Origin of the sequence: Paenibacillus sp. FSL F4-0087 (assembly GCF_038020215.1) — a bacterium.
GTDB lineage: Bacteria > Bacillota > Bacilli > Paenibacillales > Paenibacillaceae > Paenibacillus > Paenibacillus taichungensis.
Window position 1 is genome coordinate 4988786 of sequence record NZ_JBBODJ010000001.1, and the last position, 21204, is coordinate 5009989.

Annotated in this window: 16 protein-coding genes; 12 read left to right on the forward strand and 4 right to left on the reverse strand. The window is 39.3% G+C overall.

Annotated elements, in window-relative coordinates:
* The first annotated feature begins 380 nt into the window (after positions 1-380).
* The 6 genes from MHB84_RS22920 to MHB84_RS22945 all read left to right on the forward strand — a co-directional run bounded on the left by MHB84_RS22920 (position 381) and on the right by MHB84_RS22945 (position 12114).
* Complete coding sequence (locus tag MHB84_RS22920) at positions 381-1259, forward strand: SPFH domain-containing protein (protein ID WP_083678799.1); 879 nt, start codon at positions 381-383, stop codon at positions 1257-1259.
* 215 nt (positions 1260-1474) lie between these two features.
* Entirely contained in the window at positions 1475-2227 is a 753-nt protein-coding gene (yaaA, locus tag MHB84_RS22925) for a peroxide stress protein YaaA (RefSeq protein ID WP_076288252.1), read from the forward strand.
* Between the two features lie 362 nt (positions 2228-2589).
* Positions 2590-5889, forward strand: a complete 3300-nt coding sequence (locus MHB84_RS22930) for a hypothetical protein (protein WP_076288253.1) — start codon at positions 2590-2592, stop codon at positions 5887-5889.
* Positions 5890-5920: 31 nt separating this feature from the next.
* Positions 5921-10702, forward strand: coding sequence for an RHS repeat-associated core domain-containing protein (locus MHB84_RS22935; RefSeq protein WP_076288254.1), 4782 nt, complete (start codon positions 5921-5923; stop codon positions 10700-10702).
* A 26-nt stretch (positions 10703-10728) separates the two neighbouring features.
* On the forward strand, positions 10729-11223 hold the full coding sequence (locus MHB84_RS22940) for a hypothetical protein (RefSeq protein ID WP_076288255.1): 495 nt from the start codon (positions 10729-10731) through the stop codon (positions 11221-11223).
* Between the two features lie 297 nt (positions 11224-11520).
* Positions 11521-12114, forward strand: a complete 594-nt coding sequence (locus tag MHB84_RS22945) for a hypothetical protein (protein ID WP_111618807.1) — start codon at positions 11521-11523, stop codon at positions 12112-12114.
* 573 nt (positions 12115-12687) lie between these two features.
* On the opposite strand, the gene MHB84_RS22950 is transcribed toward MHB84_RS22945, so the two are convergent.
* From MHB84_RS22950 to MHB84_RS22960, 3 genes are all read right to left on the reverse strand, one after another.
* A complete protein-coding gene (locus MHB84_RS22950; RefSeq protein WP_179087134.1) occupies positions 12688-12864 on the reverse strand; it encodes a hypothetical protein in 177 nt (58 codons plus the stop codon).
* 221 nt (positions 12865-13085) lie between these two features.
* Positions 13086-13649, reverse strand: a complete 564-nt coding sequence (locus MHB84_RS22955) for a DUF4879 domain-containing protein (protein ID WP_076288256.1) — start codon at positions 13647-13649, stop codon at positions 13086-13088.
* 493 nt (positions 13650-14142) lie between these two features.
* Positions 14143-14361 carry a GNAT family N-acetyltransferase gene (locus MHB84_RS22960; RefSeq protein ID WP_341143100.1) on the reverse strand — a complete coding sequence of 73 codons (219 nt, stop codon included), beginning with the start codon at positions 14359-14361 and terminating at the stop codon, positions 14143-14145.
* Between the two features lie 743 nt (positions 14362-15104).
* On the opposite strand from MHB84_RS22960, the gene MHB84_RS22965 reads away from it, so the two are divergent.
* Positions 15105-15353 carry a hypothetical protein gene (locus tag MHB84_RS22965; protein WP_256716760.1) on the forward strand — a complete coding sequence of 83 codons (249 nt, stop codon included), beginning with the start codon at positions 15105-15107 and terminating at the stop codon, positions 15351-15353.
* 45 nt (positions 15354-15398) lie between these two features.
* Here the strand turns inward: MHB84_RS22965 and MHB84_RS22970 are convergent, their stop codons facing one another.
* Positions 15399-17111: an ATP-dependent nuclease gene (locus tag MHB84_RS22970; protein ID WP_341143066.1), complete on the reverse strand. Its 1713-nt coding sequence runs from the start codon at positions 17109-17111 to the stop codon at positions 15399-15401.
* Positions 17112-17616: 505 nt separating this feature from the next.
* Between MHB84_RS22970 and MHB84_RS22975 the strand changes: the two genes are divergently transcribed.
* The 5 genes from MHB84_RS22975 to MHB84_RS22995 all read left to right on the forward strand — a co-directional run bounded on the left by MHB84_RS22975 (position 17617) and on the right by MHB84_RS22995 (position 21125).
* A complete protein-coding gene (locus MHB84_RS22975) occupies positions 17617-18375 on the forward strand; it encodes a hypothetical protein (RefSeq protein ID WP_076291823.1) in 759 nt (252 codons plus the stop codon).
* A gap of 172 nt (positions 18376-18547) precedes the next feature.
* The gene (locus MHB84_RS22980) at positions 18548-19096 is read left to right on the forward strand and encodes a hypothetical protein (RefSeq protein ID WP_076291824.1); all 549 of its coding nucleotides are present in this window, start codon (positions 18548-18550) and stop codon (positions 19094-19096) included.
* A 489-nt stretch (positions 19097-19585) separates the two neighbouring features.
* Complete coding sequence (locus MHB84_RS22985; RefSeq protein ID WP_076291825.1) at positions 19586-20221, forward strand: hypothetical protein; 636 nt, start codon at positions 19586-19588, stop codon at positions 20219-20221.
* 226 nt (positions 20222-20447) lie between these two features.
* On the forward strand, positions 20448-20939 hold the full coding sequence (locus MHB84_RS22990; RefSeq protein WP_143764839.1) for a hypothetical protein: 492 nt from the start codon (positions 20448-20450) through the stop codon (positions 20937-20939).
* Positions 20940-20984: 45 nt separating this feature from the next.
* The gene (locus MHB84_RS22995) at positions 20985-21125 is read left to right on the forward strand and encodes a hypothetical protein (protein ID WP_179087232.1); all 141 of its coding nucleotides are present in this window, start codon (positions 20985-20987) and stop codon (positions 21123-21125) included.
* Positions 21126-21204 lie beyond the last annotated feature (79 nt).

Sequence of the window (21204 nt, forward strand, 5' to 3'; positions counted from 1 at the left end):
CTGCTGAATGCAGACGTGCTACCGGGGTTTCTTTTATATTTTGATTGTGCAGGCGAGGGGATTGGGGGAAATCTTCCGTATTATTATGTCCCTCTTTTCAATTGACAGCAAAGAAGGATATTGGAATGGTGTCTGAATATCATTGAAACCGAATACGAATTTACAAAGTATATATAAAGGAGGATATAATTAGTTGCTATTTATAAATCTGTACTCGGTTACATCCATAGAGGGGAGGACGAATATGCCATTTATTGGGGGAATCATTTTAATCTTTATCCTAGCATTTATTCTATGGTCATTAATGTTCCCGCTATTCAATAAAATAGGTGGTAGACTGCTGAAGAAATACAATAAATTCAAACAAGAGGAGAATGGTGATGGAAAATTCAAAGACGTTTAAAGTAGGGGCTATTGCGGTTGCAGTAGTTATTATTGTGGGAGTGTTACTGGTGACCTTCTTTTTAACACGAATTCCTAATGGATATGTTGGGGTCGTCTATTCACCAAATGGAGGCGTAAAAGATAGTACACTAAGTCAAGGGTGGAAACTCGTTGGAGCGTTTGATAAAGTGACGAAATATCCGATCCGAATTCAAACGGTTGAATACAGAGATATTCAGATTGCTACTTCTGACGGGAAAAACATCACAATCGATTTTGCTTACAACTACCAAGTAGAACCTAGTAAAGTATCTTCTATATTCAATACATTTGGGCCAATTAGCATTCAAGAAATTGAGGATACATATCTCAAAACACGTTTCCGTGACGCAGCTCGTAAAGGTATTTCCAAGTTTACAGTCATTGATGTTTATGGTGAAAAGTCATCCGAGGCAGGAGTGGACGTTCAACAACGTTTTTCTGATGACGTTAAAGAGTTAGGCTTTATTGTATCTAACGTTACCGTAGGTGTTCCTCAACCTGATGCTAAGACTCAGGAAGCAATCGATAAGCGTGTTGAAGCCTCTCAAGAACTGGAACGTAAAACGACTGAACTTGAGATCGCCAAGAAAGAAGCAGAACGTAAGCGCGTGGAAGCGCAAGGTAATGCAGACAAACTATTGATTGAAGCAGAGGGTCAAGCTAAAGCCAATAAAGAGCTCCAACAATCATTATCGAGTCAACTCGTTGAATATGAAACAATTAAGAAATGGGATGGAGCCCTTCCATATGTAAGTGGGTCAAATACGCCAATGATTCAATTACCGACTACTAAAGTAGAGCAAAATAGCGGCGCGGGGAGCGTATCTCCCTAATAGCAGTTTGAAATGCACGCCTTACTTTTTCAACAATTTAATCTGTTGAATTCTAATGAACAAGCCGGTCCAATCGTGGGCTGACTTGTTCATTTTTGAGTCTTTTCAAAGGTACAATGAGGGATTTAGTTAAGCCTAGACATTGGATTCACCTGTCCAATCCTGTACAATGAATAACGACAAAGACAACGGTAGATTAAGGATGGATCAGCACGATGAGAATTATTATATCACCAGCTAAAAAGATGAAGATCGATACCGATCTTATGGCTATTGCGCAGATGCCGCAGTTTATAAAAGAGTCAGAACAGCTACTCAGTTTGCTTCAAAAGTTAACCTATGACGAACTCAAAGCAATGTGGAAGTGTAACGATGCAATCGCCGAACAGAACGTGGAGCGGATTCGGAATATGAATATAAAAGAAAATCTTACCCCAGCCATCTATGCCTATGAGGGTATTCAGTATCAGTATATGGCGCCAGGTGTTTTTCAAAATGAGGAACTGGCGTATCTTCAGGAGCATTTACGCATATTATCCGGTTTTTATGGCATGTTACGGCCTTTGGATGGGGTTACCCCTTATCGGTTGGAGATGCAGGGCAAGCTGCAAGGTCCAGGTTTCAAGTCACTCTATCAATTCTGGGGCAGCAAATTGGCAGATCAGCTTCAATCGGAAAGCGACTGTATCCTGAATTTGGCTTCCAAAGAGTATAGCAAAAATATTTTGCCGTTTCTGAGTGAGGAAACCCGGTTCATTACATGTGTATTCGGACAAATGGTCGATGGGAAGCTTGTTGAAAAGGCAACGCGGGCCAAAATGGCTAGAGGTGAGATGGTACGGTATATGGCAGAGCGTAAGATTACAGATGTGGAGGATATTAGAAACTTTGATCGGTTAGACTTTGTTTTTTCAGAAGAGAAGTCGGATGGGAGTAATTATGTATTTATATATTCAGAGGGAGAGTAGCCTGTTGTCCGCTGATCACATATCAGAATGATAACTATTTATTTACTCAGAAGTCGCCAAATGGCGGCTTTTTTTATTTTTCAGGTAATAAATCTAAGTTATAGCCCAATTAGGAAAAACGATTAATTCAATTGAAATAGCATTTGAACTGCATTTAATCTTTAATTCTGTTTCGGATCAAGATAATTACAGGTTATATTAATTGTTATCTGAAATGGAAAAGGAAAAAAGTCCCTTAAAGTAGGGACTAATTAACTATATCCTAAAATAAGGGAAATGACGATAATGATTTATTAGACTCCATTTATACATCTGCTTAGGAAGGGAATGGAGAAAAAACATAAAGGAGGAATATAAATTCCATGAGTTTAAGAAAAGGATTTATTGTTTTTCTGATGGCTTTGTTGTTGATTGGAACCATGTATCCGACTAGCGGTTTTGCGCTTTCTGATCAATCAGATGCCATAATTACGACTGAAAGTAGCAATGAGAATGTTGATGTTTCTATGGAGGAATCAGCTTTAACAGACGACGAATATCTGGATGGTATTGATCCAGACGTCCATGAAGAACCGGAAGGTGTAGACGAGGATGTTGAAGATATAGAAGATGCACCGACAGTAACGGAGGATACATATGAGGAGGATATGTTTTCTACCCAAGCCATGGCACTGGCGGGGGAAGAAGTCATAACGATGTATCCTGGTGATTCCTATAGTTTCACTAATAATGGAACCCGCGCTCGCTCCTTGAGCACAGATGCTGCGACATCGAGAAACAGTTCATATGATTATGCTGTTTATAAAGCAGATGGAAGTATTTCATCGGATAACATGAATTCGACGAGCAATTTATCCGTAGGAGCAGGGTACACCACTGTCGTAACCTCAAGTGGAATTAATGCATTTACAGTAACCATACCTGCTGAATTTGCCTATAGTGTATCTGCGAATCCAGCCTTACATAGAGCGACCTTGTCCAAAGGTGAGAGCTATCGGTTCGTCAATGAAGGAACACAAACGAGGGCTGTGAGTGCGGATACCTCCACAGCCCAAGACCGGAAGTATGACTATGCCACGTACAAGGAAGATGGAAGCCTTGCTGGTTCGAACTTTGAATCAACCGGCAAGCCATACTTAGGGGGAGGAAACGAGATCATTTTTACGGGGGCCGGAACACAGCCTGTCACCATTGGACTCCCTTACGAAGTCTATACGGGTGAATGGAGTGATGAACCTGCGTATACCCGAGTGACTCTGAGCCAAGGCGAGAGTTACCAGTTCACCAATATCAGCGCTAAATCAGATGCACTCCAAAGTAATGGTTCCACCAAAGATAAGCATGACTATGTCGTTTATCTTCCGGATGGTACAGAACATTCCACGGGGACGAATACGTCCACCAAGCCTGGGGTAGCATCGGGCAGAACCGCTGTTGTGACCTTGGTTACAGCAACACCAGTGACGTACGGTGTGCCCTATAGGACTTTTGATGTCCAAAAAGCGGGTGGAGATGCCATTACTCGTATTACCGTAAATCCCGGTGAATCTGTTATTTTTCGGAACAATGGTTCGTTAGCTAATCCGGTTAAAAACAATGCGAGCAGTAGCAACGGAGCCATTCTTGACTATGTCCTCTATACAGCAGAAGACGTTGTTCATTCGGATGGCTTCAACAAAACAACCAATCCAATGATTCGATCACAGGGTTACGCAGTTGTGACCGTAGCAGGGAAAGTCCCGATTGAGTTTAGTTACACGGATGATTTCTCGGTTGAAGAAAGCATGGAACCTGCGTACCATCGCGTAACACTCAAACAGGGAGAAAGCGCGACATTTTGGAATAACAGTACCGATCGGGAATATCTCGACAGTGATGCGTCCACCAGTCAAGGTCGAATATTTGATTACGTCACCTATTATCCGGATGGCACAGAACGGAGTACAAGAAAAGCAACAGCGGTTGAACCAGTTGTTTACTATGGAAATAAAGCAGTAATTACAGGCGTATCTGCTCAACCTGTAACCATAGGTGCGATTTACACCATTTTTGATGTAGAGGATCGACCAAATGAAGCACTAACTAAGATTACGGTATCACCGGGTCAATCGGTAAAATTCCATAATGGAGGCTCACTCAGCAACCCAATACGGAGTAACGCCAAAAAATTAGGTGCACTGTTTGATATTGTGGTGTATAAGGCAGACGGCAGAGCACATAGCGACAAATTCAATAGCAATGTAAGTCTCGCTACCATTCCTTCTGGTGGTGAAGCCGTCGTTACCGTAGGGGGAAGTACACCTGTAACATTTGAATACACGGATGATTTCTCTGTAGTGGATAGCCAGGAACCAGCTTATCTGCGCGTAACGTTGAACAAAGGCGAGAGCTATGCCTTTACCAACATAAGCTCAGATTCGAAAAGGGTCCGAAATGATGCTTCCAGCAGCGCGGGGCGGGTGTACGATTACACGATTTACAACGTAGATGGAACAGTGTCAAGCAGTAGAACAGCAACAGCGATCGAGGCGTATGTCTTGGGTGGTAAAAAAGTTGTTGTTACCAACATCTCAGATCAACCCATAACGTATGGTGGGATTTACCGCGTTTTCCGTGGACAAGATGATCAAGTCCCTTCACCAGAAACAGAAATTACCGTTAACCAAGGTGAGAGCGCAGTATTTACAAATCCGGGTTCGAAAACGGCTCAGTTGAATCGGATTAGAGCAACCAATTCCATTGTGGATTTTGTGGTCTACGAAGGAACAAATAAATATCGGTATCTAACAGAAGGTTCAGGTCTTGAAACATGGGAAGTTCCAGCGGGTGGAACGCTTGTCTTAACCGTAGTATCCTCGGAGCCGGTAACGATTCAATATGACGTTCCTGTGACAGCTAATCCCAGTCAAGAGCCTGCGCTCATCAAACGGAGTTTGGCCCCAAATACGACGATGTTATTCTCCAACATATCAACGTATTCAGCACCGCTCGTTACATCTCATGCAGAAGGATTAACCTATGATTACGTTATTCGAGATCAGAATCAAGGGGTTGTCAGAGAAGGGGAAAATGAGACAGGATCACAAAACATACCTGGAAAGTTTGACTTTCAGGTGCATAATGTGTCATCTCAATCGCTGAGATTTGTAGGTCCTTACCGTAACTTTACGGTCAAGGAAGCGGAAGTGGAGTTTCTGACTTTGTATGAAAACACAGAGACGGCGCTTCCCACAGTTCAGCAAGGGAATGTGTACTACCGTTTTAACCCCTATAGTTCTGACAAGTATCGGATTGCCATAAAGGAATCAGGTGATTTTTCCATCGACCCTCGGATCGAATTGTATTCAGATAAGGAACTTAGCATTCCGGTAGCTTCTTCAATAGAGCAAGAACAGGTATATGGTGAGCAATATACCGTTCTTGAATGGGAGCTTCAAGGTGGACAGAATTATTATCTCAAGCTAAGTGAAAAGGATGGAAAACCGATTCAGGGAGTCATAAAAGCAGCATGGATGAACATTCGCAATGACAACAGCTATGAATATGGCTATGGCAATCAATTGCTTAAAGTCGTTCTATTTACGGGAGATCAAATTGTGTTTGAGTATGATCGCAACGGTAATTTAACGAAACGAACGAAAAAGATTTTCCCATTTAATTAATGATTGTCTAAATCTAGGTTGAGGTGATGGAGTGTTTAAGAAATTAACGATTATTTGGTTATGTGCCATATTGGTTCTTAGTGGATTCAGTTCTTTTGGATATGGAGGACAAGCAGCAGCGGCGGCAGAAGGGAAGGATTCAATTCCTTCTGCCACTTACATTACAATCCATAGTTTAAAAGAGCAATTTGGGGTCAAAGAAGACTGGATCGAACAGAAGCTAGATCAAGGTTACTCGTTGTACCAGTTGTATAAAGCTTTACAGACAGATCGCACAGGCGGCGAGGCTGCTGAAAAATGGCTAGAAGCACAAGAAATAAGCGAACCGATTCAAATGGAGGGGCTACGCCCTTCCGGATCATCACAGCAAAATAACTTCTCGATTAATGCTCTTAATGAGGATGCTCCAGGTACAGGAACAACCGTGGACGAAACTGGACTTAACCATGTAGATATCCGAGATGACGCATCGCTTTATATGACGTCTTACGGAGCAGAATCCATCTCAACTGCTACAGGGGAAATGATGATTCGGAGTACTGACCTTTCTCTACTTGGTCTCATTCCGTTTGATCTGACACGCGTCTATGACAGCGCTAGAGCGAGTGGACAGCTGGGCGTTGAATATGACGAAACGACACAGACGTATTCTAATATAGTTACGCCACGCAAGGAAGAACTCTCTGCTGGATTGGGGCAAGGATGGCGTTGGGACATTCCTTTCATGGAAAAGCGTGGCGATCATCAGTATATTCTGATTCCAGGCGTGGGCAATTACCGCTTAAACGCGAACCTGGAACTGGAAGGTTACGTATGGAATGACTTAACCGTTAAGCGAGATGCGACCGTGACTGTTAATGGCGTATCTAGCAGTTATCGTCTATCCATCCGAAACGGCTACGATTATCTATTTAATGAAGTCGGAGAACTGTTGCAAATTACAGATGGCTACCGCAATACCGTGAATTTTTACTATACGATATTGAACGGAAACCAAGCCATTGCAAGAATTGAAAACAGCGAAGGTCAGGCGCTGACATTTGCTTATGACAACCTGAAGGTTACTGTACAGCTTGCCGGAACGGATCGGAAAGCAACATACACGCAACGCGAGGACGAAGGCATTCGCATTTTGCGAGAATACACGGATGCTCTCGATCGGACAACGACGTATACGTATTATTATCCGGAATCCAAATTGAACTTTTTACCTGAGTTGCAAAGCAACCAAAATGCTCAAGGTGTGATGCATACAGCGTTGCTATCGCGTATTACAAGCCCTTCATCAGCTATAACGGATTATGCATATATTCCGGAGTTAAAACAGATTGGCGAAGCTTCCTCCCATTTCGTATTCAAAGTAAGAGAGCGCAAAAGCCAGTTTAGCACAACGGATGGCGAAGGCGTTCTGGACAAGGTTAACTTTGAGTACTCTGGAGAAGATCTGGAAGCATACGGTCAATCCGCAACATGGACAACGAAAGTGAAAGCAGAGAACACCGCAGATACTTGGACGTTCTCCAAAACGTTTAGCGCTGCAGCTCATCCAGATTTGGTTCGCGCAGATAAGCACACGTTAACTGGAGATGACGTGACTTATTCCACGGAGTTGCAGTACGATAACCAGACGAAGCGAAACCTTCCGACTCAAATGACGGAGTGGGTTAGTGAGGGTGGACGTGCAGGCGAGAAGCTAACCACGACCATGACCTATGATACCAATGGAATGGTGACTTCAGAAAAGCGCAGTACCGGACAAGAATCCACTTATGCGTATGAAACGAGTAAGGCTCCATATCACTGGATCAAACCTATTCGTTCGACCAGCAAGATTAATAGTACCTTGGAGAGATACACCGAAACAACCTATAACAGCCAAGGTTCCGTTCTGCGGAGCACAACTAAAAATGGATACGGCGGGCAGTTGCTCACTGAATCGGAAGTGAAGCTGGATGATAAAGGAAGAGTCACCAGCACCACGGATAAAGGCGGCTATTTAGCTAAAGACAGCGTAGCGACGTTGAGTTATCAGGCTAATGCAGGGCATTTGGTGAAATCCAAGTCCATAACCGTGAATGATGCTGCTGGTAAAGCAGAAGCCCTCGTGGAATCGTATCAATATACGAATGCTGGTGAACTGGAAAAGACAACCGATGCATCCGGGGAACAGGAATCGTATCAGTATGATAAGAGAGGGCGACTTCTACAAATTGTCCATGCTGATGGTACGAAATCAACTACGGCGTATGATGATGTTAAGAACATCATTACAAATACATCGGCTGATGGCATTGTCACAACCGAGCGGTATAATCCGTTAGGTCTTTTGGTAGAAGAGCAGACGGCTGAGGCTACGTACAAATACGCCTATGACCGCGAAGGTAATGTTACGGCTGTTGAGGATGCTGAAGGCAATGTTACGAGAGTTGTAGTCGACGCGTTTGGACAAGCGATAGAGACAAAGTATCCAGACGGGACCACCGGAACAACCAACATTGACGCAGTGGCCCAAACGGTGACCTATAAGGACGCTGCTGACAATCAAACACGAGAGAAGATGGATTTACTCGGTCGAGTGACGGCGGTAGAAGAATATCGGAATGGTGCATATGTTCCGTTACAACAAACCGAGTATGATATCGATGGTAACGTAATTGCATCTATCGATGGTAACGGTCAACGAACGACCTATACGTATGATGCGCTTGGACAGATCACAACGGTAACCACACCGAAGCAAGAGACAAGCCGCTACTTCTATAGCTATCAGGGCCAAGTGACACAGATCGTATCACCGAATACGCAAACAGTCACAAAACAGTATGATGAATTGGGAAGACTCATTAAACAGACGCATCCGAGTCCAGCCGGGTATGCGACAACGTTATATTACGATAAGAAAAGTAATCTGATCAAAAAACAGGATCGACTTGGGAAAGTAACAGAGTATACGTATAATAGTGACAACATGCTCACAGGTATGAAAGCACCGGATACGAATGTAACCTATACGTACGACGAGATTGGCCGCAGAACATCGATGACCGATGATCATGGAAAGACCACGTACAGTTATCGAGCAGCAGATGGGATGTTGAACGGACTGACGTTCCCGGATGGGACACGACTTGATTACGAAAACAATACCCAGCAACGTCTAGGGTATACCTTAACGGATGCCAAAGGACAATCCTTGCGCATTCACGGCGAAGTAGATGCCATGAATCGGGTAACCTCCATGGATATTACCACGGGTTCAGGAGGGGCCTCTGCACTCGCAGCATCGGGAACGACGCCTGTGGATCGTATGACATTCAGTTATGCGTCCAATAGCTTACTGGAGAAATTATCGTTTGGCAAGGGCCTCAGCACAAGCTACCAGTTCAATGGCTATGACCTGTCGGGAATCACGATCTCTCAAGGGACATCAGCGGTGCAACAGTTCGCCTATGAATATGATGGTAATAAAAACATCACGTCCCGTACACAGAATGGGGAAACCGATCAATACACATACGATGAATTGAGCCGGATTCAGACCGAAACGGGCACGCAAAAAGAAACGTATACTTATGACCCGAATGGTAACCGGTACAGTACCGGAAGTGGTAAGGTATACGGTCTAAAGGATGCACAGTATACGTATGACAGCCAGAATCGTCTGATTAAAGCTACGGGTGAAGGCAAAACGGTAACCTACAGCTATAATGGAGATGGACTGTTGTATGAACGTACGGAAGGCGAACAAACGATTCGGTATTATTACGATGAAGAAGCTAAACTCATGGCTGAGGCCGCTGCAACGTCTGGAAAAGCAGAGCTAACATATGCCTATATCTATGATCTGTATGGGCAATTATGGGCCCGCCAGGACAAGCAAACAGGTAAACTGGAATACTACCAGTTGAATGGTCATGGAGATGTCGTTGGCCTTGTAGACGATGCAGGAAAAGTGTTGAACAGCTATACCTATGATATCTGGGGCGGACCGTTAACAACAGAGGAAACCGTACCGAATATGCTTCGCTATGCCGGAGAATATTGGGATGATACTGTAGGGCTGCAATATCTGCGAGCACGCTGGTATGATCCAGGCATGGCACGTTTCATCGGTGAGGACACGTATGAGGGAGAATTGAATGATCCATTAAGTTTGAATTTGTACTCTTATGTAAGTAATAATCCTCTAAAATATGTAGATCCGAGTGGGCATGTGGCCGTAGATGTAGATGTTTTCAACATTAACTGGAAATTAAATTCCTTAAAAGCAGATTGGGTTTACTGGGATGGGGTTTTTAAAGGATCCAAAGACAATTCATCAATGTGGGTTCACGCACACAAAAAAAGAAACCAAGCTGCAAATCAAGCAAAAGCGATAAGAAACAGCAACAAAGGTATGCAGGGACTTTTGAAACAGAGTATGCCTGTCTTTAATGCTTTTGTACTGCAAGATGATACTTCAAAAAATATGAAAGTAATGGTAGACCCTAGAGACAATACAGTTTATTATGCCGATTCATCAAAATATAATTGCACTGGTTGCATTTACGATGAGACAACGTACACGAAGGGAAAAGCAGATGCAATTATGGGGGATGTTTCCTCACGACTTACAAGTCTAGTTACCAGTAAAAGATTTGGGAATGTAAACTATTTAGTAGCATCAGTTTTTGGCAATGTTGAAGTAAGTAAAAAGGGTACGGTAACTACTATGATTTATGTGGCCAACCCCAAAGGGTATACTATGCAAACTGTAATTGTTACTAGTGATGGTAAACCTACTGGATGGACTGGTTGGAATCCATACTATTAAGTATTTTGTAGGGAAGAGGTGTTATTTTGAGAAAGGTATTAATAATAGGTGTTTTATTAATGATTACCATATTCATTTTTTTTATTTTCATTAAAGATTCAACTCCAGTACAAACTAGCAGGCATATAATATCAGTCGACCTTAAAGGTAATTCATGCAAGGTAACTGTTAATGATCCACCAAAGCCTATAAACAGGAGTACTCAAACAGAACGATTTGAAAGTCCATCATGTAACAAATTAAAAGAAGGTGATTCAATAACCTATCGGTATCTGAATGAAGGGAAGTATCTATACATCGTTTCAATTAATAAAGAACCAACGAAAGATCCTTTGTCAGGAGTGGTAACTAAAAAGTTAGAAAATGAAGGGGCCTTCTATATTAAAGTTAAATCAAACAGTTTTGGAGATGAAACATTTCCTATAGACAAGAAAGTTTGGAACAAAGTAAATATTAGATCCAATGTTATTTTTTATCTTGATAATTGGGACACCCCTATTAACATAACAAAAATACAGTAAAAGATTGTTTGAAAAATGAGAGAAATGAGTTCATTCTTATATTGCATTTTAATATGGATAATAAAAATTGCCGTATCGTTCTTAAAGAAGATGACCTCGTTATACATCGGGGCATCTTCTCTAATATTAATGAGAGTATGAATTGCAACCATCGGCATATCCGTTGTATTAAGAAGTTTGGAGATACTAACATGATTGAATATAGGTATACAATTGAATCTAAATAACTCAACGCTGAATTTTGGGCTAAGGGTGCGACAGGGGTCACAACTAAGATTCTATTGGGGACTGACAAATTTGAGCAAAATGATTAAAAGCTCAGAAGAGTTTGAGAAAGCATCACGTTTGGTTTCAAAAGTAATTTGTGTTGACGAGAGGTTACCAAATCCAGTATTTAAAGTTTCCTTTCCAAATAAAGTTGTTTTTGATTTTGATTATGTAATGAGCTATCAATTTTGGGATGAATTAGAGAAAATCATGGATACTTTTGGTGACTCCTCTGTAATTATGGCTGTTTTAGATCCAGACCCTGTAAATTATTACTACAGTGAGTTTTCCCAATATAACTGGTGCGTTTTACAAAAGGGTACCACCGCTGATGAGTATTGGAATATCCTTAATCAGGGACCAGAAGAAAGCCCTGCTGATGCTATTCTATCTAACTCTGAAATAGTTATATGGTTATCGTCGTCGCTGAATTGGGCAATATGGGGAGAAAGAAGTTACGGCATTTGTATTTTAGGTTTTAACGATGAAATGAGCAAGTACAGTAGTGACTCATGTTTTTCAATAGACAGGGCTATTACTGATTTGGTGGCCTTAAACTTTACCAAAGGTATACCCGAAGATGTGACTAATAAGTTAATGAAACATTATAGTATTAAGAACTAGGAACTGATAAGACCTTGAGGACTCTAATCCTCAAGGTCTTTATTTTAATATCCCCTCCTTCGTATGCCTCATATAAAAAGGATATGAAGGATCTTGAAGATGGTTTAAGAACGTATTGAACCGTTAAAAAGGGATAGATAAAAAATAATATTGTTAGCATTAAAGCTCGTCGTAGTAAATTCCTCAGTGTCCTATTGTGGTTAAATTTAAGGACAACTCACAAGAATATGTGTACAACTACAGAGAAGAGCAATGGGTGCAACTAACGCTTGATATTATTCCAAAATCAATTGAATGATATGAATTGTAATGTGACATTGAATTCACGTAGCCAATCCTGAAAGTCGGATTAAACGTATTGAGACCATACGTTTAATAATGAGCTATTAAAACAAGTGGAACTGGAAGGTTTGACCCTATTGAACTAGACACTCGGCAATTTCCTTGAAAAGTGGCTCTGCTACTGCTCTTAGGGTAATGTCACAACGGAGAAAAGACGCAGGGGATGTATATCCCTGCGCCTAATCAAGAGTCAAGTCCGTTTACATCAATCCACATAAGATAGAAAAGACTCTAAAAATGCTTTTCTAACTCAAGCTGGGCAGAGCTTTTAGCGCTTGTTAACGGATGATTAGCTCGTTCCAAAACCGCACGGATAAGAGCCTTTGCGGAATCTTTGTCTGCAAACACATTGTCCATGCGTACACGGGCTTCCTTATTACCATAACGAAGCATCAGGTTGTATTTCATCTCCATATGTCGCGCCAACAAGGAGGAACCTGTAAGTTTACCATCAGCATCGGTTAAGGGATTGAAGCCACTGTTTTTTTCCTCTGCTTAGTTCCACGCATCCTGGACCTTCTTGAGACGCATTCTTCAAGGCCGCCTGAGAAAATATACTAATATAATTGTTAGCAGAAGAGTGGGCTGTCATAGCCAATTCCTCCAATATTCATATTACATCCTTACTGTTAACGAACATTAATCCAAGCGGTCCACTGTGTTGGAATATTAATGGAATAGACCGTACCTACAAATTGTCCGCCTGTACTAGGCGCTTCATAAACCCAAGAATGGGCCCAAGCATCTACAACACGATCACCGTCCAGATCAATAGCTTCAGACCGGTTGTTTGTCATTGTATTGCCGGCAAGTTTGCCGTAGTGACTGCTGTCATAACCGATCTGGAAAGTAATACACTGAATCCAAGCCCCACCATGATCATTGGTTGTGGACAGTGGGTTGTTATTGAAGCCGTAAATTTCTTGACCGCCATTAGGAGATACGACACCGTATACATTAATGTGAGATACTTTCGGAGCAGGCGCAAACAGAACTGGACCACCCGCGTTATCAGCCTTCTGTGATTCAAATTCAGCCTTAGCGGCTCTCACAGCTTCACGGAATTCTTTGGAATTAATAATTTCTTCCTTTGTCAACGGTTTGGCTTGAGTCACGTCACCGTCTGCATAGGCAGCAACATTGAACGAAAGCACTAGAACAAGAATAAGAGCTAAACTAATCAATTTTCTCATAGTAATAAATTCCACCTTTCTTGTTATGGGTATTCTTTAACAAAAACATGCGGTACGACAAATAGACCTGCTTGCAGCTTAGATCCTCTTGCCCTCCTCTCTTTTAAAGATGGTTCTTCCCCTTTTTTCTCTACTGAAAAAGAAATTAAGGAGGTAGAACTCTACAGGCTAGAAAACTCTATGAAGTAGGAATGTATATGTAAAATGAATGCCTGCCAATGATTATGTGTTGCAGACAAGATGTAAAACTCATTTATACGCATTGATATCTTAGCTATGATAGGCTCTGATACCCATCTTGAAAATATAAGATTCCAAAATAAATATTTAAATTGTAATATATTCCATTTATACAAACATATAGTACCCCTAATCATTGGCACAGTCAAGTTTATAAATTAATTCTATTACTTATCAAAAATAGATATTAACAGACAAAAAAAGCCTAACCCCTCAGTATCTTGAACGAGGAATTTGGCTAATAATCTTCAGCTTAAACAGCCGCGTCCGATTGGTGATTAAATAATGGTTTATTTGTCCATGTATAAGTAATGAATTTTAACATTTGCCCATCCATTTCAAATTCTTTATCACTAGTTTCTATATGCTCGAATCCGTTTTGCTCTAAAACTTTTTGAGATGCTATATTGTTGGTGGTTGTTTTTGCCTTAACTTCTTTTATATCTAAATCATCTCCTCGAGACGGTACCATTTCCTCGAAAAAAATTCTGTTTTCAATTTCGAATTCATACAAGTCTTCAATATCTGTATATTATATTCATGAATCCTTTCTTCCAATCAACTTTAATGCAATATACTACGAATCTGCTTCTGTAAACTATAATTTGTACTAGGATAGCTCGTTCTGGTTCCTTATTTTTGTAATATTGAATAAATATTGAATTTATTTCATTTTTTTGTACAGCAAGTATAACATCCTATTTTGTTATTCAACATTATGGGCGATTAATGGATATTCAGATCCCTAGTAAATTTTAGCGATTTTTCGATGAATATTATGAAAACCTAGGCTCGAAGATGTGGGCGTAGATTTAAAGGTCAACTGGAACAAAACATGAGCAATTATATAAACAACGATTCTGCGGTCTTACAACTACCCGATGACGATGTACTTACTAATTGACTGCAAGAAAATGGTCAATGACCAGCAAGAGCAAGATACTTCTTGAAAGTAAGAAAGACATGAAGAAGCGTGGATTAAAGTCACCTGACCGAGCTGACGCATATGTTCTCACATTCGGTGAATATTTGATGGGAGCCCCTCAGTCTACTATAGTTCCAACAATAGGCGGTGTATCAATAAAAAGATAACAAGAAACTTTAAAATCATATTAAGAGGGAGGGTGATTATAAAGTAACTTGAATTTTCAATAAAACTGATCTGCTGCGAGCAAGACGGAAAACGCTACGATTCTTATAGAGAAACAGCGCTGGGTGTACAAAAGATATGACTTCTATACACACCAGTTGGAAAGGGCGCAACAGTTAATCAAAGACGAGGAAGCCCGTAAAGCCGTTGACTACAGATACATTCAAGGATATTCACGCAAAGAAACGATACTCTTCTTCCGGCGTGCACTCAGTGACAGCACTATCAAGCGCAAAATCGATGAGGGATTGGAGAGCATCGCAAATACTTTGAAAATTATCGGCTTTTTTGAGCAAGATGATTCTGAATTCTAAAAGAGAAGCTGACGATTAATTCGTCAGCTTCTCTTCTTGGTACCATTATCCTTTTATGAAATCTTGCAGTTCGTTCTTAAAGAATTCCAGTTTTTCTGGATTGTTTTTCAACACCAATGTAGTCAGCTCCATTCCGTGAACTATTTTATTGTAGTGTAAAGAGTGAATTTCAAATAAGCGTTCTAACACTTCACTTCCAACAACATCTTTTAATGCATTTCTGGAATCTTTTTTAGGAAATAACTTAGTGTCATGGGTTGCTAATAATAAATGGTCGATTTCGCTCTTTATTCGATCTGGATTAGTCTCAGCTATAGATAAATTTTGGTTAATGATTTCAGAAATCTCTTGATAACAGTCCAAAAAGTAGTTCTCGTACTCTCGTCGTTCCAAGATAATTATATTATCTCCATAACTTTCTTTTAATGTGAGAAGTTTTTCTTTGGTTTTGTTATCTGCATCAATAATTATTTTATAAGGTATTGGACTTTCCGATATGCCACTTAGAACTAGGTCTAGTTTGTTTTTATACTCCCGCATAGCAGAATTCTTACTAAAATAATTACCAGTTCCCTTCATGTTTAAGATTCTATAGTTATAACCAATCTGTTTTAAACCGAAATGAGAGAGAATTATGGGGAACATACATTCTTCAGTTTCACCTTCTACAAAAATCACCTTATCAGATAGAGCATAATTGCTATTGCTTATACCAATATCAGACAATAGTTCTTGAATTTTTTCGAGTTGTGTGAAGGTACTAACACCATTTGACTTACTAACATGGACTAAGTGTTTTTCCATTGGATAATTAATTAAGATAGGTGAGTGAGTAGTGAATATATACTGGTGCTCACTGTTTTCACTTACCAAATCGTATATGGCCTTTTCTGCAGAAGGATGTAAGAATACTTGTGGCTCATCGAATAGTACTATACTATTTTCTTTTGTATAGAGCACAGATAACAGTAGTAAAACATGAGTGTAACCACTTCCACACTCTGATAAGGGAATAGGGATGTTAATGCCTTCAAAGTATATACTGATGTGAGTCTGATCGTTTTCGTTTACGGGGGTACTAATATATAAAACATCATTAAATATTTGTCTAAATGTTTGATTTATTTTATTGAAGATCCTAGGATCATTATTGTTTAATGTATAAAGTAAGGTATTAAGATTTGTTCCTTCAATTTGTAAAGAATTTTGTAAGTGAATTCTTTCTTTTGATTGAACATACCTAGATCCATTTACATATATAATTTTATCTTTGCACAATTTATGAATATTTGTAAGAAAAACAGGAATCCCAGAAAATCTAATCTTTTTATCGAACTTATTAATAACAAAATAATTCATATTTGGCGCCTCTGTAGAGGCAAAATAAAATTGCGTATATGTACCATCAGCAAATCTTTCTATTGTTTCTAAAAATGATCTATTTTGATTAATATCATATATATAAGTCAATTGTAAAAGATTTGAGTTAATTAATTTATATGGCTCATCTACCTCTTCATACAATAGTGAAAGTTCTTCATCTGATAAGTTAATATCCATGACTATAGTGACTGTATCAGGATCTCTATTGAGAGACTCAGTTAGCTCACCATGAGTAACCTTATATATTGCTTCAATAAAAGCTGATTTACCTGTATTATTTTTACCTGCAAAAGTATTGATTTTATTATGTAAATTAATCTCTCCCGAATCTTTGATACTTTTGTGATTTTCAATAAGTACATTAAGTATTTTCATTATGTATACCTCAATTCTTTGTTCTATTGAATATAACAATATCATTATAGTCTATCTTAGGATGTAATTAGAGAGGGAATTAATTGAACCGAATGTGAACCAATTTTGATCTCATTTTGAGACAACGATGAACCCCACAAGACCATTTTTCCGTGATACATTAGGAGCATAGAAAAAGCGCGAATGAAATGCACGGCTGCACAACGTAGCATTAGACCGGGGCGTTCGTTCCTCTTCTTCTATTCAGTAATTCAACCGATGGGCCAACCGGGAGGCAATCGAGCAAAGGGGAACTCCTGATAAGTGTTTCTGGCTATGATCCTTCGATTTTTTTGCTGTTTACTAGACAAGGAAGCTCTCCACATACTAGTAGTGCAGATGCAATTAATAGTACAGTGTGAAGCTATAAGACTTGCGGATATGGTATTATGAGATTAGCTATTGCTGATTTGTATTTTTAAAGAATTATATCAGAAATTCTCAATAAAAGGGGTAATGCAAAGGCATGTTTGAAGAATTTTCGGGGCTATTCACAACTATATCTGGATTAAGTACAGTTACGACTCTAGTGACATCCGGTATAGCTCTTTTCACTTTAAAAGAGATGAGCAAACAAAGAAAAAGTACGTTTAAGCCCGACGTAGTATTAAGCAGCTCAAATAATGTATATCTCACATCTGAAGGAAATCGGTTTACGAATTTTAATGTTAGAACTTCTCGTGAAAAAGATGTGAGTGAGGAACTTGCTATATTAAGTTCGAGACAGGTGCCTATCAAAATATTTAATTTAGGAAAGGGAGCTGCTAAGGATGTGGAAATTAAATGGTGTTATGATATTGATTTGCTGATTAGTAAGATACATATCGAAGTGGCACACATTCAAAACAACGAAAAGATTCCAATGTTGTCTTATGTTGAATCAGGATTGTTAAGTGGGGTGATCAATAAGCAAATTGATGCAATTCAGATGCATGACTATATATTACCTGTGGAAACTAGTAGTAATACTGTCTATTGTGCGCTCCCCATGGGCTTTGTACTTTTATGTTACCTCGGTACCATTTCATTTATTAGGCAACAAGTAAATAATTCTTTCGAGGGACAATACATACCTAAAATAGAATTAGAAATTTCTTACAGTGATATAGGTCGAGAAAAGCATAAAAAGAAATACATAGGAGAATTCATATTTAATTATGGAGAGCATGATCTAAGTAAAAGAGAGGTTGATTTAGCTTGTCAAGTTGATTTTCATCTTTCCTAATCATGATCTCTTGAATGTTGTATGCATGAATCATGGGTGGCTCTATGAGACTTTATACTTGATAATATTGGAAGTCAAGCGGGAATGAAACGGACAGCTCCATAAGGGGCATATGACTGGGGCGTTCATCTTCTCGCTTTATATTCTCATATTTTATTTTGGAGGAGAACATATGGAGTGGGTTAAAAACCTCGACTCATCTGATTGGATCTCAGTAATAAATGCTTTAGCAACATTGGTTTTATCGTTCTTTGTTTACAAGTCAACTAATAAAGCATCAGAGGCAGCTGTTAAAACGGTACAGTTAACAGAGCAAACGCTTATTTTAAACCAATCAATGGTCACGGACAAAGAAGAAGAAAAACGGATGTATAGAAATTCATTAAAATATCAATACGTAAAAGTTTTAATGAAAAGAAGTGACGATATATTAAAGGCAATAACACATTCAGATGGTATGAAAATTCACAAAAATCTTACTAACCTTGAATATAAGCATTACATCTCCCCGGAAAACTTGGCATTATGTTTTAAAGATTATGAGGTTAAACAAATAGCTGATGCGTGGTATTCTTTTGAAATATACTTGGAGAAGTATTATAAAGTGACATACTCTCACGATGAGTTGAACGTTTTAGCTTCACATGCGGGGACATCAATAGAAAACTTTACTATAATAAACGATTTGATGACCGTCTTACAAAAAGAGATTAATCACTGAACATGTAGCATTATTGTGAATCAGCCGGCTACGGTGAGATAACAGAGGCAATATTGTTTAAATTGTCAAATACTGAGATTTTTCTCTTTGACATAGTTTTGCAACTCTAAGTAAAATGGTCTTGTTCTTCCTTTATAGTTACAAGGTACGTATGCATTTAAAGCAAAGAGCGCAGCGTTTTTGCAGCGACCGTTTCGGTCGCATGTTTTTAGGACGTAACACCAATATCATACATATCACATTAAAGTCGTTCCTTCATTGGATCGACTTTTTTTCATTGGAGAAATTGTAGTGATCAGCAGCAGAAGACGGAAGAAGATACGCATTCGTCCCAACAAGTAGCCAGAGAAATGCAAAGGTTGTGTTTGGGGCAGATGGGATGGAATGAAGCAGTTTTGTAGTAGACCAGTTTGTACTAAAAAATAGCTGTTGTCACATATTGTATCAATTTGGAAATCTGGTTATTATTATTCAGGGGAGTTGAGAAGGTTGAATAATAAAAACAAGGTTCAAAATCCGCTTACAATAATCGCGATATTTGCGGGTATTGCAGAATTAGCTGGTACAACAGTATTGCTTGGACTTCCGCTTGAAATTCAAAGAGTTTTTGTGTGGTTTGTTATGGTGTTCCCTATTGGATTAGTTGCAGCATTTTTTTTGGTATTGCTAAAAAAGCATAAAGTTCTTTATGCTCCAAGTGATTTCGCAGATGAAACAAACTTTATGACTCTTCTACAAGATAAGGTTGGAAGTGAAATTGAAGATGCAGTGAAACTACTTGAAGTGACTAAGGAAAATAACAAAACGAATGTCCAACTTGTTGAAAGAATCGATAAGGCATTGTCTAAATTGGAGATTGCAAAACAAAGTAATGAAATGATATCTACAGATCATGCTCAAAATGGGATTTCTCCAGAGGGAAGAAAAATAATAGGAGAACTTATAAAGAATAATATGATGGAAAGAATTCTGAATGAAATACAGGATGCTGGTGAATCAGGTGTAAATCTAAGGGGATTACTGGATGCCACTAAATTAAAAAAAATGGTCTTGTTCTCTTATTTGAACGAATTGCTAGATAATAAGAAAATCAAGACAGCAGAGGGTAAGTTTTATATTAAATAATAGCAGTTCTTATACTCTTATTTGTCAAATTAAAAACTGTTCTGAGACCTTTTTTTGGTTACATCCTATTACAGGGATCGGTAGTTTGAAGAGCGGAGAACAGCATCTGAAACGAGCGTACGCATGCATATGATGGTCACCCAAACGTTGAAACCAACTCAACTTAATTAGGGCAGAAGGAACGGGCAAGTTTATGTCGAATTTTGATATGCAAGTGAGGTGAAAAATGAATTCAATTCCTATACCACTATTGTCAGCAGGTGTCTCGGCTCTAATAGCAGTAACAACATTTCTAATTCTACATTTCTTTATTGAACCATACAAAGAAAAGAAAAGGAGGAAGTTCGATAGGTTACATAACTTATATAGTCCTTTGTATGCATTGATTGTTGCCCGGGCGTATCTTTTCGAAACATTTAATGTTACTTCCAAGAGTCCGGTTGTACTTGGAAGTATCAAAGACCATGAATTTTTAACCAAAGAATTCACAGATAAGCTTATGTTTGATAAATCTGCATATGCTTCTACTGAGTTATTAGATGCCTGGGGTAAATATGTATCATCTATAGTAAAAACCCCAGACGATGTTGTAGAGCGCTTCGTTAAAGTAGCTGTAAAAGATTATAATGAATTGAAAAAGCAACTAGGCATGGACTATGACAAAGAAGAATATAAAACCGGATTACCTAATAATATCAGAAACAGAACATCCAAGTAATAAACTTGGGTGTTCTTTTGTTCAGAAATATTGGAGGTAGAGAAGATGAACATCAGAATCGTGCCAATCGATCAGATTAATGCAGCAGCCTGTGATGCTCCCGTTTACCTTCAGCCAGGAAATCCAGAATACGAGAAGCTGAAGCGGAGCATTGAGAAATTTGGTTATCTGGGGTTTATCGTCTGAAACGAACCCACTAGGCATTTATTGCCCAATGAGTTAAAGACCTGCAGGCTGGACATATAAAGATGCAGACTGTTCAGGA

Bases quoted from the DNA above. Each gene is read 5' to 3' on its own strand.
- MHB84_RS22920 (WP_083678799.1), top strand. From the start codon at position 381: ATGGAAAATTCAAAGACGTTTAAAGTAGGGGCTATTGCGGTTGCAGTA.
- yaaA (WP_076288252.1), top strand. From the start codon at position 1,475: ATGAGAATTATTATATCACCAGCTAAAAAGATGAAGATCGATACCGAT.
- MHB84_RS22930 (WP_076288253.1), top strand. From the start codon at position 2,590: ATGAGTTTAAGAAAAGGATTTATTGTTTTTCTGATGGCTTTGTTGTTG.
- MHB84_RS22950 (WP_179087134.1), bottom strand. From the start codon at position 12,864: ATGAAATACAACCTGATGCTTCGTTATGGTAATAAGGAAGCCCGTGTA.
- MHB84_RS22955 (WP_076288256.1), bottom strand. From the start codon at position 13,649: ATGAGAAAATTGATTAGTTTAGCTCTTATTCTTGTTCTAGTGCTTTCG.
- MHB84_RS22960 (WP_341143100.1), bottom strand. From the start codon at position 14,361: ATGGTACCGTCTCGAGGAGATGATTTAGATATAAAAGAAGTTAAGGCA.
- MHB84_RS22970 (WP_341143066.1), bottom strand. From the start codon at position 17,111: ATGAAAATACTTAATGTACTTATTGAAAATCACAAAAGTATCAAAGAT.
- MHB84_RS22975 (WP_076291823.1), top strand. From the start codon at position 17,617: ATGTTTGAAGAATTTTCGGGGCTATTCACAACTATATCTGGATTAAGT.
- MHB84_RS22980 (WP_076291824.1), top strand. From the start codon at position 18,548: ATGGAGTGGGTTAAAAACCTCGACTCATCTGATTGGATCTCAGTAATA.
- MHB84_RS22990 (WP_143764839.1), top strand. From the start codon at position 20,448: ATGAATTCAATTCCTATACCACTATTGTCAGCAGGTGTCTCGGCTCTA.
- MHB84_RS22995 (WP_179087232.1), top strand. From the start codon at position 20,985: ATGAACATCAGAATCGTGCCAATCGATCAGATTAATGCAGCAGCCTGT.